This is a genomic window from Leptolyngbya sp. CCY15150 (assembly GCF_016888135.1).
GTDB lineage: Bacteria > Cyanobacteriota > Cyanobacteriia > RECH01 > RECH01 > RECH01.
Genome location: NZ_JACSWB010000170.1, coordinates 151,288 through 167,174, shown reverse-complemented (window position 1 = coordinate 167,174; position 15,887 = coordinate 151,288). Strand labels below are relative to the sequence as shown.

The 15,887-nt window shown below is 50.8% G+C and carries 10 protein-coding genes and 1 pseudogene; 6 read left to right on the top strand and 5 right to left on the bottom strand.

The annotated features are described in order from the left end of the window. The 5 genes from JUJ53_RS10980 to JUJ53_RS10960 all read right to left on the bottom strand — a co-directional run. Positions 1–1,051: caspase family protein (locus JUJ53_RS10980; protein WP_204152042.1), on the bottom strand; the 1,051-nt coding region annotated here is incomplete at its 3' end. Between the two features lie 142 nt (positions 1,052–1,193). Further along, entirely contained in the window at positions 1,194–1,469 is a 276-nt protein-coding gene (locus JUJ53_RS10975) for a hypothetical protein (protein WP_204152041.1), read from the bottom strand. A gap of 467 nt (positions 1,470–1,936) precedes the next feature. Continuing rightward, positions 1,937–2,299, bottom strand: coding sequence for a hypothetical protein (locus JUJ53_RS10970; RefSeq protein ID WP_204152040.1), 363 nt, complete (start codon positions 2,297–2,299; stop codon positions 1,937–1,939). Continuing rightward, complete coding sequence (locus tag JUJ53_RS10965; RefSeq protein ID WP_204152039.1) at positions 2,296–2,784, bottom strand: hypothetical protein; 489 nt, start codon at positions 2,782–2,784, stop codon at positions 2,296–2,298. Before JUJ53_RS10965 ends, JUJ53_RS10970 begins: the two co-directional genes overlap by 4 nt. A gap of 12 nt (positions 2,785–2,796) precedes the next feature. Further along, positions 2,797–3,930 carry a ParM/StbA family protein gene (locus tag JUJ53_RS10960; protein WP_204152038.1) on the bottom strand — a complete coding sequence of 378 codons (1,134 nt, stop codon included), beginning with the start codon at positions 3,928–3,930 and terminating at the stop codon, positions 2,797–2,799. Between the two features lie 602 nt (positions 3,931–4,532). Between JUJ53_RS10960 and JUJ53_RS10955 the strand changes: the two genes are divergently transcribed. From JUJ53_RS10955 to JUJ53_RS10935, 6 genes and pseudogenes are all read left to right on the top strand, one after another. After that, the gene (locus JUJ53_RS10955) at positions 4,533–4,850 is read left to right on the top strand and encodes a hypothetical protein (protein WP_204152037.1); all 318 of its coding nucleotides are present in this window, start codon (positions 4,533–4,535) and stop codon (positions 4,848–4,850) included. A 10-nt stretch (positions 4,851–4,860) separates the two neighbouring features. Beyond that, a complete protein-coding gene (gene mobF / locus JUJ53_RS10950; protein ID WP_204152036.1) occupies positions 4,861–7,506 on the top strand; it encodes a MobF family relaxase in 2,646 nt (881 codons plus the stop codon). Positions 7,507–7,775: 269 nt separating this feature from the next. Beyond that, positions 7,776–8,309: pseudogene (locus JUJ53_RS25485) on the top strand (CHAT domain-containing protein); the annotation flags it as partial. Positions 8,310–8,750: 441 nt separating this feature from the next. Continuing rightward, entirely contained in the window at positions 8,751–10,136 is a 1,386-nt protein-coding gene (locus tag JUJ53_RS25480) for a CHASE2 domain-containing protein (RefSeq protein WP_343327933.1), read from the top strand. Continuing rightward, positions 10,133–10,957, top strand: a complete 825-nt coding sequence (locus tag JUJ53_RS10940) for a DUF928 domain-containing protein (protein WP_204152034.1) — start codon at positions 10,133–10,135, stop codon at positions 10,955–10,957. The genes JUJ53_RS25480 and JUJ53_RS10940 overlap by 4 nt, the downstream gene beginning before the upstream one ends. Positions 10,958–11,116: 159 nt before the next feature. Beyond that, a complete protein-coding gene (locus tag JUJ53_RS10935) occupies positions 11,117–15,877 on the top strand; it encodes a CHAT domain-containing protein (protein WP_204152033.1) in 4,761 nt (1,586 codons plus the stop codon). Positions 15,878–15,887: the final 10 nt, after the last annotated feature.

Below are 15,887 nucleotides of genomic sequence, written 5' to 3'. Positions count from 1 at the left end.
CAGAAATTCGAGGTGGATATTGCCGTTGATAACAATAACTAAAGGCATTGAGATAGCGGCTACGTTGTTGTGCAAACTTTATGTCTAGGGAAGTATTCGGAGACGGCGGTGCGAACAGCTCTTCTTCACTGTGAGTCAAGGAACCCACCCCAATAATAATATCTTGACTGCCGGTTGATAAGCGCACCGGAGTTTGCTGTGCCGTCGGACGAGTTGGACAAATCTGTTCCTGAACCGAGCGAGCTGTATTTCTTCGAACATATTTATAAAGGTGATCCATTTCGATCAACCCTTCTGGATTCGCTGCTTTTCCCTTTAGTCCCTCCACTAAATAATGGGTGAAAATCCCCCCCAATCCTGACACTTCCCAGGATTGCTGTCCTTCTTCACAGGACAGTAGCGCGAAAAAATCCTTGCCCGTGCTGCTCGCATATTGATTGAGATTTTCCGTGAGCTTTTGCCCAATGCCTGGATTAACCTCCAGACCATCGTCATGATTATCGCCTAGGGGAGGGTCTTGATCCAATCGCTCCAATCCGGCAGAACCTCGACTCCTTGCCCTAAATTGCCCAATCGTACTGCCACTATGACAAGCATCCATCACAACCACCTGACGGCTAGCCTTCGATGCATTGAGTTGACTGAGCAGATGACGAATTCCCAGACCTGTTTTCTGTAGGTTATCTGTTTGTGTGGTACTTAGGCAGAGATAGAGCTGATCATCCGACCCGATTTCTCCGTGACCAGAGAAATACATGAAAAGTGTATCCCTCGGCTTTACGGACTGGACAATAGTCGCGAGTTCTACTTCTACATCTTCCTTCGTAACAGGGCGATCGCCGCTTGCACCGTAGAGAGATCGAATTTCCGATGCCTTAAAGTCTTGAGTTGCTATTTTTAAAGCATCTTCCAGCTTTTGACAGTCAGACGCAGCGCAGGATAGAGGTTTCAATCGAGTATCTGTATAGGCATCAATCCCAATCAGCAGCATCCAGATGCGTGCCTTCCCCTCTTTCAGGAAATCTAGATATTCAGTTAGATCATCTCTCATAGCCCTCTGCACCTCAATACTACAACCTAAAACCCTGAAGACGGTCTTTTATCATCCTAAAAACGTTGTTATGAGCTTAGAGTAGCTCGGAACTACATCCATGTAACGGCATTGACCCAGTGTTCAACTTCCTTGCATTTGCTTAACAGGCCGTCTCTTCAATGTTGCCCGGATCCACATCGACGGGCATCAGATAGTCGTGACCTTCATGCAGTTTGCCATGGTCGGCAAAGAAAAACCAGACATTGTCTCTCGCCTCCAAAAACGGCTTCTGAAACTGCTCTCGGAAAAAGCGCCTGAGGTTTGCATAGGTGGGCAGCGATCTCATCTCTCCCCGAGGCGTCTCGATGGGCGGCGAATCATCGGCAAAGTAGAACACCTGCTCAAACTTGACCGTGGGGAGAAAAAAATCTCGCACGGCCGCATCCTGCACCGCATACTGAAGCGGCTGGAGGTTTTAGTATTCATTAATCCCAATGCAGATAGCCCAATTTTTACTCATTGTCCACATCTACAAGTCTGCCTGTTGCTACCAAACCAACCTTGTTCGTAGAGTGTTGCTTCGAGGATGGATCATCTCTTGAACATTAGTAGAATGAGCACTTACTGCTAAATACTCAACTATCAACGTCGTTACGATATAGTTCGAGCCAATGGCTTTTGTGAGTGGTAACCATTCACTCCCCCCTGGCTAAACCGCTACAACCGTTAATTTCTTGTTCAAAAGTAGGGGGTGCGAAAGATTGTAAGTCATCCCCACCACATTCTGGCAGTTTTCTGAGGGATTGCAAAGCGCTACTTGAAGGTTTCCCACTAATTGGGCTGCCATCTAGGCCTCCATGGCCTATTTGCGATGAAACCCAGTTGCCATAAGCACATTTGATGTCAGTATTCTATTTCCGCCGTTTGAAGCTTTAGATCTCGCTTCAACTCCTGCCGAATCAAGGCAAACCGCTGCACATCTGCCTGGGTCAACCAGGACTCAATCTCGTAGAGTGTCTGTCCATTATCTCGCTGAGTGCGCAACGTCAGAATCGTCTCCGGCAAGTGGTGAGCATCGCCCCTGAACTCGATATTTAGGTCGCGCCCCCGCTCCACAATCGTGTAAAACTGCTTGCCCTCGAAAACCCGCTGCCCCCGAACTTGGTCGCGGCAAAACCGCTCTAGGAGCAGCACCGCCGTCCCCGCAATTTGTTCCTGGGTCTGACGGTCAACGGGGATCGGTGTTCTGGGTCGTGGCGAGTTCACGTCAAGTCATTGATGAAAGGATTCAGCCCCGCCATGATAGCGGCATCATCACCCAAGAACTCTCGCAGCGGCTGATCCACCGGCCCTGAATCAGTCAGAGTTGTGACGGGTTCTGTTGGGATAGATGCCATGGAGCCCTTGGTTGATGGTGACTGGCGTGGATGTGGCTCGCCCCCTGGGATCGCTACCCTAGGGAGCATGACCGGAGCATGGAGGGCCTCTAACTCCGGCAGGAACTGTTCCTTGATTTCTAAAATCTGGGATGTCAACTGCTGAATTGATCGCATCGCCTGCCGTCGAATTTCATCCTGGGGAGCCTGAACTGCTGCCATCGCGTACGGCCCATAGCAACCATTCAGCGCCGATCGCATTCGGGCATGGAGGTCATGGCGCGATCGCCCCCGGCAATAACCAATCACCGCCACATCTAGTTCATCCCGACTGGAGTATTGAATTCGGGCTTTCGTTTCTGACATTTGGGTCATGTTTCTGAGTCCTTATCTCTGGTGGCTTGGCTTGGCGCTGTACATAAACGTTTTGAATAACCCATAGACATCGGCCCAGCGGACGCTGGTGATCAGGTCAGGTTCAGCCGTGCCATCCTGATTCCGCAGCACGTCGGTGATCTCCTGTCGCAGGGTCTCAGCCCAGGTGATTTGTTGAGCGAGTCCGCGCTGGTCAAAAAACTGCTCCAGCTCTGGGCGAATGACATAGGCAGCACCGCCGCCCACAATCACCTCCACCTCCGCCGAGGGCAGCCACTCTACCAGAAATTGATGCACCCGCTCTAGATAAAACTCTCGGGCATAGCTACAGACCTTCGCCAAGTCGAGGGCTTCCTTGCGTCCTGGGACGTGAAAGGTAGGGTGCCCCTGCAACACCGCTTCCAGCAGAGCCGGATCATCCGGGGCGACACCCGGCAGTTCAGTGGCACACTGCTTCAGGTATTCCACAAACCCTGGCCCCTGGGAGGTGCTGTTGGTTTCCTGGGGCGTGCTGCCCTTCTCGAAGGTGAGGATGGAGAGATTGCGGTGACCAAACATCAGGACGACGACGGTGGAGTCTCGAATTCCCACCCCAGATCTGGCTAACTGCAACCCCTTAGCCAGGTAAAGCCCAGCCCCTTCTGGCTGCATCTCGATACGCTCTAGCTGTCCAGACAAAGACCGGCCCCGAAAGTTGAAGTCGGCGATCGCCCCCAGAATCTGGGTCTTCAACTCCTTACGGTCTTGCCAGTATTCCTCCAGCGGCAGCAGCAGACCCAATTGAGCGGTGAACTCACAATGTGAGCTATCGGAGTCCTTAGCTGCCAGAGTTTTCTCAGCGATCGCACCCAGGGTAGCCAAGATCTTGTAGACAGCGCGATCGCGTTTGGGTAGAGCCAGACCCGAGTCACCTTTTTGAGCGATCGCTAACGCCCCAATGGCATAGGCACTATGGCCCACCATCACATAGGCACTGTCCTCCGGTTCCTGGCTAGTTAGCCCGCCTAGCATCAATCGGTCGAGGCGCGAGGGGTTCAGGCGAGCCACTTGCGGGTCGAGGTGCAGCAGGTAGGGCTGGTTCTGCCAGTAGAGGCACTTGGTGGCAGAGCTGCCCATGTCGATATAAGTCTGGATCATTTGGGTCATAGTTTGAATGCCAATGACAATATTGAATCAACATCTTGAAGTTGCAAGAATGCTTCTCAGTTTGTGGATAGATATCTGTATTCTGAATCGCTAGCTTTATTCACGACTTAATAACGACTAAATTGTTATCTTCAGCAATGTTCATCATCGTTTTGATAGCTGGTGAATTTTATTCACGACTTATTCACGACTTTTCTATTTAGCCTTTGGTAAAGCCTTAGAGTCACTGAGTCATAAACGACTTGATCACGGCTTATTCACGACGTGCCGGTTAATATCTTCCATGAGGGACGAGAATTCATCATCTAGGTGATGAATAAAAACAAACTTTGCAGCTTGCCAGGCTGAGCAAACGTAATATTGTCTGTGGGCTAAAACAGAGATACTTGCTCCCTATCCCCTTGCACAAAATGCTCTGACAGCAGCCTGATGGGCTGCCCTTGGGGGCTACGCCACTCCACTGCGTTTCGTTGCTCCGCGTTCCACACACCACGCCCAGCCCTGGGCAGGGGATTGCTGAAACCCAGCATTATCAGAAGTTCCAGATATGGGAGCCAGTGTTTAATCATGGACGACTCACTAACGAATTCACGGAAAAGCTCATGGGTAAAGGATTTAGCGTCTCGCTGCCCCTCGAAGAGGCGGCAATGGTCGAGAAAGAGGCTAATCGGCTGGGTCTACCTGCCGCCAGCATTATTCGCCTGATGATGCGCGATGGTCAGCAGCGCCGCGACCTGGAACGGCAGGTGGATGACCTGAAGGCTCGGATGGAGTTGCTGCAAGTGCAGTTTCAGGGGCTCCAGATTTTGCTGGAGACCATCGCCCTAGAGCAGGCCAATGCCCGAGGGCCGCAGGCGCTGGAAAATCGCAAGGCGCTGATTCAGGAAATCCGCAAGCGCCAGGGTTTGGTGGAAGGCTAGGAGGTCAGCCATGCTCAGCCTAACGGTGATCAGCGCCAACCAGGGCGAAACCTACTACACCGCCGAGAACTACTACACCAGCGAAGAGAACCAGGCCCATTCAAGCTGGTGGGGCCTGGGGGCCAAGGGCCTGGGGCTAGCGGGCCAGGTGCAGGGAGGCGACTTCAAAAACCTGCTCCATGGTTCCCATCCTCAGGGGCACCAAACCCTATCGGGTCGAAAGATCGACCCAGAGCGCCATCGAGCCGGGTTGGATTTGACCTTTAGTGTGCCCAAGAGTATCAGCCTGGCGGCCCTGGTCGGCGGCAATGAAGCGATCGAGCAGGCCCATCGCACAGCGGTTGTGCGAACTCTGGCCATCATCGAGGAGCGCTATGCCCAAACGCGGGTACGGACGCCGGAGGGGCGGAAAGCCATTAGCACCGGCAACCTGATCGTCGCCCAGTTCCACCACGACACCTCCCGCAAGAAGGATCCGCAGCTGCACACCCATTGTGTGGTGATCAATGCCACGCAGCTAGATAATGACCGCTGGCAGTCGATCCACAACGACATTCTCTTCAAGCAGCAAAAGCTGTTGGGGATGATGTACCAGAACGAGCTGGCGGTGGAGGTGCAGAGATTAGGATATGCCATCGAGCCCAGGGCAAATGGTCAGTTTGAACTCCGGGGATATCGACCTGACGACCTCCAGACTTTCTCCAAGCGGCGGGAGCAGATTTTGGCGGCGGTGGATGAGGACGCGACGGCCCAGGAGCGAGAGCTGGCCACCCTGATGACCCGTGCGCCCAAGGGGAAAGAAATCCCTAGAGAAGAGCTACGAATCTACTGGCAGCAGCAGGCCCAGGCGCTGAATCTGGAGCACCCTCAACCCCAGCTAATCGATTGGCAGAGCCAGCCGAAGCAGGCTACCCAAGCTGGGCTCACCCACTGCGCTGAGCGAGAGGCGGTGTTCCAGCGCGAGCAGGTAGAGCGCTTTGCCCTAGAGAACCATCTGGGGCAGCAGTACTTTGATGAGGTGCAGCAAACCTTGGATACCGATCCAGAAGTGATTCACACCCATGACCAGAGGCTGACCACTCAGACGGCGGTACTGCGGGAGCTGGAGACTATTCGCACGGTGCTGGATGGGCGAGGGGATGTGGGAGCTATTGCCGCTCCGATACTGGTAGAAGCACATCTGCGTGATCAGGAGCTGACCGAGGGCCAGGTGCAGGGGGTGATGTTGGCCTCTACAAGCCGCGATCGCTTCATTGCTTGGCAGGGAGTGGCTGGGGCGGGGAAAAGCTACGCCCTAAACCAGTTTCGCCAAATTGCCGAGTCTCAGGGCTACACTGTCCGAGGCTTTGCCCCCAGTGCGGAGGCGGCGAAATCCTTGGGCGACTCGGCCCAGATTCAGCCGGTGGAAACGGTGGCGGCGTTGCTCTGTGCTCAACCGGCGGAGCCCAACCCAGCTCAGCCTGAGGTCTGGGTGATAGATGAGGCCGGGCTCTTGAGTGCCAAGGATGCGCTGGCCCTGGTGACCAAAGCCCAGACACAGCAGACCCGAGTGGTTTTGGTGGGAGATACCCGGCAGCTGTCGGCGGTGGAGGCAGGGAACCCGTTTAAGAGTTTGCAGCAGGCGGGGATGGCGACAGCCTACCTTACCCAGTCCTTGCGGCAGAAAAACCAGCAGATCAAGGCGGGGGTTGACTTGATTGCTGCCGGGGAGATTGCGGCGGGAGTGCGGCAGTTGAAGCCCTACATTCAGCAGGTGAGTAGTCAAGAGGCAAGGGCAGAGGCGATCGCCCGCGACTATCTTGCCCTGACCCCTGACGAGCGAAAGAAGACCCTACTGCTGGCTGGCACCAACCAAGAACGGCTTGCGATTACCCAACTGGTACGAGAGGGCCTAAAGACAGAAGGAACTCTGGGCCAGAGCCTGACGATGAAGCGGCTGAAGGCGAGAGATTTGACGGAGACCCAGGCGAGCTATGCCCACCATTTTCAGCCGGGGCATGTGCTGATTCCCCAGGCCAGCTACAAGCGACTGGGGTTGGAGAAGGGGCAGCGCTATGAGGTGCTGGCGACGGATAGCCACAGCAATGGGCTGATGCTGCGGGGACAATCGGGGGTGGCGTTGCAGATGGATCCAACTCAGATCCGGCGGAAGTCGGTGTATGAGGTGGAGGAGATGGAGATTGCGGTGGGCGATCGCCTGCGGTGGACGCGCAATGATCATACTCTGGGGCGGCGCAATGGCCAGGAGTTTGAGGTGGTGGGTTTGGAAGATGGACAGGTGCTAATTCGCTGGGGCCAGAAGGAGGTGGGATGCTTCGAGAGTTCGGAGCTGGCGCATCTGGACTATGCGCTGGTCAGCACGACCCATGCGGCCCAGGGCAAGTCGGCGGAGCGGGTGATTGGGGCGCTGGATCGCTATGTGGGGCGGGAGAGCTTTTATGTGGCAGTGAGCCGGGTGAAGCAAGAACTGCGGCTGTATGCGTCGGAGGATCTGGAGCGGCTGATTGAGCGGGTGGAGCGATCTAGGGCGAAGGAAAACCCTAGTGATAGTCGGCTTTCAGAAATTAAGCTGGAGCTCAGCGTTCAGATATCAGGCTCGTCACCAGAGAAGCATTTAGTCCAGAAAACGACAAGCCAAGTTGATTTAGAGCTCTAGCTCTAGAACATTTTGACTGGTTTGTGTACTTCATTAGGGTTTGTCCCAATAATCAATGCATGTATCAGTCATTGGCTACGCCTTTTTTCCTTCTCACCAGAAAGCATACCTGACGAGTTGGTACTTCTAGCACCAGTCTTGTAGTCGGTAGACGGGATACAGTTAATCAAAGAGTCACAGCTATCTATCTGGGAAAACAGGCAGTTAAAGACTGTGATGAGCCCAAAAGGCAGATGGTTTATAGTATGCAGTATATTTTCCCTATGGCTATGTCTAAAATCTTGATTCTGGCAGCAAACCCCAAAACTACCTCTCACCTGCGCCTAGATGAAGAATTGCGCGATATCCAAGAAGGACTGCGACGTGCCCACCATCGGGATCGCTTTACTCTAGCTCAACGATTAGCCGCCCGTCCCCGCGATATCCAACGTGCCATGCTGGATGAAACCCCGCAGATTGTACACTTTTCTGGACACGGAGAGGGCGAAGAAGGGTTGGTTTTTGAGGATGAGGTTGGACAGGTCAGGCTAGTATCCGGTGAGGCTTTAGCAAAACTATTCTCTATATTTGCCAATGCAGACGAATTTCCTGAGCCGATTCACTGTGTTGTACTCAATGGCTGTTATTCCCAAATCCAAGCTAAAGTCATTGCTGAGTATGTTCCTTACGTGATCGGCATGAGCCGTAGCATTGGAGATCGCGCCGCCATCGAGTTTGCTGTGGGCTTCTACGATGCGTTAGGGGCTGGACGTTCTGTAGAGTTTGCCTTTGACTTGGGCTGTGCTGCCATCGAACTGGCAGGCAAATCCGAATCCGCCATCCCCATTCTACTCAAACGCTCTACTCCCTTTCCCCTTTCTTTTGGAACACCCCGCAAGCGGGAAGACACTATCGAATCTAGGTTCCATTCCCCTCTTCCCTCATTATCCCCATCCCCCGTCCCCCAAACTCGCACTGAACTTTATCAATTCCTCCTCGCCCTTCCCACTCCCCAATTTGAAGCGGTTTTATATGCCCTCAACCCACCAAGGGGTAATATCTCGCCCGCCAGTGCCCCTCAAGGTCAACGGATACCCGAATTATTGAACTGGTTAGAAAGTCCCATAGGCCCAGGGCTAGAATCGCTGCAAAAAGCCATCGAACCAGTCCTTAAACCCTCACCACCCCTTTTAGACATTGATGATCCACGTCTAAAGGGGCCAGCCCGACGGCACCTTCTCCAATGGGGCTTAAAGCGGGGTGCTGTGGTGGCGATCGCAGTCACCATTGCAAGAATTTTGGGTGGTTTTGAATTTTTGGAGTTGAAAGCTTACGACCACGTACTTACCGCCAGAATGCCGGAGCCGATCAGTGATCGCATCATTGTTGTAGAAGTCACTCCGGAAGATGTAGAAACCCAACCTCCTAATAAACCTAGGACGCTAGCCGATGATGTCAATGACGAAGTGCTTATTAATGCAATCAACCAACTACAGGAATATGGTGCACAGATAATTGGCGTTGACTGGTATTTGCCACCAGATTTGGAAACCTGGACTGAACCAGCCTTAGCAGCGTTCCAATCACCAGTCAACAGCAATCTGAATTTAGACCCACTTACTCAGGCTAACCCTGCACCACCAGCCATCATCTATGGACTGTGCAATCAACCCTACTACAGTTCTACTAAAGAATGGCAAGACTCAGTACCACCGCCATCTGCCGAGGTTATTCCCCCAGAGCTTGTTGGCTTTAGCAACTTTGCAGTCGATACCGATAGGGTAATGCGCCGCCATTTAGTCGGTAATGGTTTGCCTGAATTTGAAAAGGCGACCTCTGCATGTCAAGCAGAGGTCGCCTTTAACGCCTTGATTGCGCTCCACTATCTCAACGGTGAACCTGCAACCATCGAGCCAGTCATTCAAGATGATATTGAAGCTGCTCAGACAGACAGCCAGGTAACAAGAAGCCAACCAATCACCCTTACTGACCTACCGGATATCTTTGATCCAACTCTCATCGAGCGTATTAACGCTTACATGTACGGCGGATATTCTGCTATCGATCCAGGAGCCTTTGAGCTGATGCTCAACTATCGAGAACCAGCAGGCAACAATTTGCGGGCAGCATTCACTCATGTTTCTATCGCGGATTTACAGCCTGATGTGGAGCAGCCAAGTACTTTTACAGAGCAATTCGAAGACAAAATAGTTCTGATTGGTCTCACCGATGAAGACCGCGCCAGCGATAAATTTTTGACTCCTTACGGCGTTACTGTTTCTGGCGTGACGCTGCATGCTCATATGGTTGATCAACTCATTAGTCTTTTTCTGGGAGAACGGCGGCAAATTTGGGTGTGGCCTCAGTGGGGGGAGTGGCTCTGGATAGCGGGCTGGGCGATCGCGGGAGCGTTGCTAGGAACTGTTGGGCGAGAGCACCCTCGATGGCTAGTCACTTCCTTAATAGGGGGAGGACTATTAATTTATATAGTTTGCCGACTCACTATGGGGTTAGCTGCAGGATGGATTCCGATGATTCCTCCCATGGTGTCTTTTATTTTGTCTAACGGAATAGTGGTTTATACTGACCTCAGGCTTCGAGACCCATTCGTAGAACCAGCAAAGTCCAATCGACGAGGCACTAATCCATGATGAGTCGTACGCGGTTGATTTTTCCAATCTTAGTTTTGCTTGGATTGATGTTGGCGATATCTCCTACGATGGCCAGTCCTGATTTTTCTTCACCACCCTTATATGCTCAGTCTGACAGTCAAGAAGGGTTTTGGAGTGATCTGTGGCGACGGCTAACTTCTCGACCCAGCCCCACAGCCACTAGCGGTTCTACTAGCCAAGGCGGGGCTAATCATGATCGCTGCCTCTATACAACCGAAGAGTTGCTCGCCATTGTGCCCGTCTCAACGGAAACCGGCATTCCCTATCTGGAACCTGTACTATCTGGCTACCCCACTTGGTGGTTCTATGTACCCTACGAAGGTAATGGCCGGTTGCAGGCAGAGTTTGTGCTGATCGACGACGACGAGATTATCCTATACGAACATAAAACCTTGGTACCATCGACCTCAGGATTAATGCCTATCTCTTGGAATGAGGATCAACCACCTCTCACGCCAGGGCAACGCTACCGTTGGGTTTTCTCTATTCTTTGTAATCCTGGGAATCGTTCGGGTGACGCTACTGTTAATGGTTGGATTCAGCGCGTCACTGCAGACGAAGCCGCCGCACTAAGGGATGATCTAAACGATACTCAGCCCACCTACTTAGCGTTGGTAGACTCCCTTTACTGGTTTGACCTGCTAGCGGAGGTAAATACTCTCAAAACATCAGACCCACAGCAGTTTGCCCCACTATGGGATTCGCTTTTATGTCAGGTTTATGCCCAGTCCGATCGTCTCACTAACCTGTCGGACAACTGCCCTGGCTTATTTACCCCTTCCCTACCAGAACCCAATTAACGCTCTTTCCAATCTCCTTGTAGATCATCTGTCTCTGTTGTTCAGACTATTATGACCAAACCACTGCCCAAGCCCCCATCTCGTCGCTCAAGTTCACTATGGCTCAGAGCCTGCGGAGTACTACTGTCTCTGTTAGTCTGTTGCTATTTACTCGCCGACGTGGCACAAGCCTTTAACCCTGTTCCACAGCGAACCATTCAGTCTTATTCCCATACTGGGCCGTCCCTGCTCAATCACACTAATTCCCAAACCCTGGCTCTTACAACTCAAGGTCGCCTAAGCCCCACTCTTTCCAACGGTCTAGAGGGCAGAGGGCTCGATCAAGACAGTCAACTGTTTACCCAAGATAAACAAGGCATCCCAACTGGAGGTGAGGGCGAAACCACCGAAACGAATTCAGAGACTCCGGTGTTAGTTGCTGAGGTGGTCATAGCAACCTCCAACGGGGAATTGCCTTCCGAACTAAGGGATTCAATCTATGAGGTCGTGCAAACCCAGCCAGGTCAAACTTCTACCCGTTCCCAGCTACAAAACGACATCAACGCCATTTTTGAAACCGGATGGTTTTCTAACGTGCGCGCCGTACCATCCGATACACCTCTGGGGGTTCGGGTGACCTACGAAGTCACCCCCAACCCAGTGCTGCGATCGGTGCAGGCCCCTGGCACCCAGGTGCTGCCTCCTGAACAAATCGATGAAATCTTTGGCGATCAGTATGGCACGACCCTCAACCTACGCCGTTTGGACGGCGGCATTCGCAGACTCAATGAGTGGTATCAAGCCGAAGGCTACATTCTGGCTCAGGTTGTAGATGCACCGGATGTCAGTAGCAACGGTGTCGTTATCCTAGATATTGCCGAAGGGGTGATTGAAGATATTCGGGTGCAGTTTATTGACGAAACGGGTGAAACCGTTGATGAAGATGGTGAGCCGATTACGGGCAGAACCCGCGACTTTATCGTCACCCGAGAGCTAGAGGCCCAGCCCGGTGATGTTTTCAACCAAAACCAAATCTCCCAGGATCTACAGCGAGTCTTTAATCTTGGCATCTTCGATGATGTGCGGCTAGCGCTTGCCCCAGGCAATGATCCTCGTAAGGTCGATGTCATCATCAACTTGATTGAAGGAAACATGAAGTCATCTGCCCTAGGATTGGGTTGGAGTAGCTCATCTGGAGTCTGGCTAGCATCAGAATTTCAGGAAAATAATTTTTTGGGTCAGGGGCAAACAGCAGTACTTGATGCCCAACTTGGCTTACAATCAACGACATTCTCCGCATCACTGACAAGTGCTGGTAGTACAAATGGAAATCCATCTGTGCCAGCCAGTATGATTGATGCTGTAGAAGCGTTCCAGAGTGCAAAAAATCGAACATCAGATCGCGCTGAATTCTCTGTTGAGATTTCTAGCAATATAAACACAACCTCGATAGAGACATCCGAGAGTGCCCAAAGTCAACCACAGGAAAATATATTCTCCATTGAAAACTGGCAAAGGAGGCTTAGCACATTAGAAGAATTACTGAATCTATCTCGAATTGAACAAAATAAGCCATTGGAAGTCTTGACGCTTGCTAACTTAAGTAAAGTACTTTCTGTATTAAATGGTCTTCCGGACAATTCAGATGATTTATCTGAATTGGTAGCGGAAAATAATGAAGTAGCTCTCTCCATTTTGCAAGACCTAAAAAGCCCTGGACTAGAAGCATACTTTCTACTAAATCAGTCTGCACTTACCAGAAGACAAAGTGAACCTCAAAAAGCCCTAAAGAACTATATAAAATCCTTGAGTCTATTAAGAAGTAATCAATCTCAGTTAAGTTTGGCAGATTTAATGGGTCAGGATTTTCTTGCCGCTCTATCGGATGAGTGGCAGCTTGATCAACCTAGAGCTGAGGCAGCTGACGTGAGTCCTATTTTGGAAGCCGTTAGGATCGGGCTCTTACTAGATACAATTTTCACTTACAGTGTTCTTGGTGACTATCAGGCAGGCATCTATGTAGCTAATTCTCAAGAGCTGAAAAGACCTGCTCAATACTTATCAAGCTCTTTCAGCAATTTCTTGAGCAATCCAGAAGAAATTAGAAGAGTTCTAGGTCTAAATGAGACGAGTTTGAATCTTCAATCAGATTCATCTTTTGTCGAATTGCTTGGAAATTGGTTTATTCCCGATGGTGTTCAATTAGCGCGTAGAGTCGCAAACACTATACTTCAGTCCATTCCAGAATCTTATCGGCTTCAGGCGTCTAGGCTTCTTTTCTTTGACTTCAACGAGTTATCGACTGCTGCCAACTATGAAGCTGAGCTTGACGCTTTAGAAATCCTTGTTCGAAAACAAGCAAATGATCTCGTTTATCAATGTTTACTTTTCATTACAAGTGATCCCATACAAAATGAGGTTGCACAAGATGAGTTCTTTGATACTTTTCCAGAGATAGTTCCACTTCTGCAAGAAATCAACTCCATCTTACCTTCTGCATATTACGAAGAAACTCAGGAATGGAATCTAGAGGGTGTTGAAAGAATTATTGACATATCAATACCTGCCCTCCTCAATTTTTGGAATAAGGTAGAGCTGGAAAGTTTCGTTGAATTCGATTTCGGGGATGGGACTGAAAGAATAAGCGGAAATCAGCCAGAAGACATAGAAATTTTTGTTGAAAGCCTTGATATCTATCTGGAATATATCTTGGAGGGCATTATTTTGGGTCGTGTCTTGGATGAAGATACTCCTGAGTATCAGCAACAGCAGTTGGAGTTAGCTCAGACAGCTTTAGATAGATGGAATAATCAGACTAGGACAAGAGCATTTGAAGGTTTGGAGTGGATCAACGGTCTTTTCCTTAAAAATATTGCGGACTCCTATTTCAAGTTAGAAAATTTTTCAGCGGCAAGTGAGGCTTATAGTTCCGCTATTCCTATGCTTTATGAGGCTGAAGAATTTTATCGGTATCTTCAGGAAGGTAGTAATGACGTTACTAGTAGTGCTGTTCTTAGCTTTTTGAGTCGCTTTTTGCAAACAGCTGAAAATACTTTGAGTCCCGAACTAGTCGATGGATTTATAGTTAACTATCTGGTAGATTCTCAATTTACCGCCTCACTAAATTCTGCAGATGCGCATCTCTTTCTAGAGCAACCTGATGTAGCGAGGCAGCTATATGTGGATGCCCTGAATCTGAGCGAAAAAATTGGATCAAATCAGCTAGGAAGTTTAGTTTATCAGCAAACTGAACGAGCAGAGATTTTCTATGGCATTGCCCTGGCAGAATCAATGCTAGGAAACCAGGAAGATGCTAAAGCGGCCATCAGCGAGGCTATTCAGTCTAATGAGTTATCGTTCCCAAATGAATCATTGTCGGGCGGATCGGGAGTCGTCTCCTTGGGCTTTGAATATGGATATGGCATTCCGTACGAGGGGTCTATATCCGCTAATCTGAACTTTGAAGCTGAAAATCCTTGGCTGTCAGTTTCTGCCGATGACAAACCGTTGGCCGAACGTCGATGCGCAACAGTGACTCGGTATTTTGCTTGCAGGCAGAGATATTTTGATTTGTATATCAGTTTGCTCTTGCAACAGCACCAGGAGAATCCTAATGCTGGCTTCGATATCCTAGCGTTTGAGGCAAGTGAGCAAGCTAAGGCATTCAGTTTCGAACGACCGTCTATCAGTGATTCTACTCAAGATAGGTTTGCTCCTGCACAGTCTCTGCCTGATATCCAAGCGGCGATCGCAGATGACGATACGCTACTCTTACAGTTTTTCCTGGGGGAAAACGACAGCTATCTATGGTTATTGAACGGAGATGGTGATCTACAAACTCATGTCCTTCCGCCCCGTGCAGTGATCGAGGAAAAGGCTCAGGCGTTTTACGAGATGCTGACCTCCCCGATTGGGCGAGTTCGCCCAAAAGCCACTACCGAGATCGGTACGGAATTGAGCGATATGCTTTTTGCTCCAGTTGCCGACCAACTCGGAACCCAGCGCTTAGTTATTGTCGCAGATGGCTTCTTACAATACCTTCCTTTCAATGTTCTGCCCAACCCTAACCCCGACAATAGTCCTTCTGAATCTGCTCGTCTGGGTGAATATGGACAGATTCTCAATCCTCTCTTGCTCGATCACGAAATCATTCATCTTCCCTCTGCTTCAGCTTTGGTAGCGCTACGGCAAAATGCTCCTAATCGCCCTCAAGCGGACAAAGAATTGGCTTTCTTTGCCAATCCTGTCTTCAATCATCGGGATACCCGGGTGAATGAAGTCAAGGCTTTCGACTGGGCTGCGCCGATGGCTCCATCGGAATTATCTGAGGTTGAGGTTCTCTACAGCCAAATTCCAGCTACTGAGCAGGAGATCGATGCGGTTTTAGAATCTGATTGGATTCCCGCAGACCAGGTTCAAAAATTCTTTGGGTATGATGCTAGCCTTGAATCTGCGTTAGATCCGGCATTAGGTGACTTTCGCATTGTTCACTTTGCCTCCCACGGTATCTTTAATAGCAAAGCGCCAGAGCGATCGGGTGTTGTTTTGTCAGGGATTAATGAAGATGGGGTAGTACAGGCCGGGTTGTTATCGCCAACCTATGCGTTCAATGAAATGGACTTATCCGCTACAGAGTTGGTGGTCTTGAGTGGCTGCCGCACCGGACTCAGCCAAGGCCAGGTAGGACGAGAGGGCGTGACCGGACTCACTAACGGTCTGTTCGATGCCGGAGCTGAGCGCATCGTCTCCAGCCTCTGGAGCGTGCGCGACGATGCGACTCGCGAGCTGATGAACCGCTTCTATCGGCTCATGCTGGATCCTGATAGTCCGATGCGACCCGCTGAGGCGCTAACCGAAGCCCAGCGATCGATGTGGAACGAGCCCCGCTGGCAAACGCCTTATAACTGGGCTGCATTCACCTTACAAGGGGTTTGGGAATAACCGAGTGATC

Bases quoted from the DNA above. Each gene is read 5' to 3' on its own strand.
- JUJ53_RS10965 (WP_204152039.1), bottom strand. From the start codon at position 2,784: ATGACCCAAATGTCAGAAACGAAAGCCCGAATTCAATACTCCAGTCGG.
- JUJ53_RS10960 (WP_204152038.1), bottom strand. From the start codon at position 3,930: ATGACCCAAATGATCCAGACTTATATCGACATGGGCAGCTCTGCCACC.
- JUJ53_RS10955 (WP_204152037.1), top strand. From the start codon at position 4,533: ATGGGTAAAGGATTTAGCGTCTCGCTGCCCCTCGAAGAGGCGGCAATG.
- mobF (WP_204152036.1), top strand. From the start codon at position 4,861: ATGCTCAGCCTAACGGTGATCAGCGCCAACCAGGGCGAAACCTACTAC.
- JUJ53_RS10940 (WP_204152034.1), top strand. From the start codon at position 10,133: ATGATGAGTCGTACGCGGTTGATTTTTCCAATCTTAGTTTTGCTTGGA.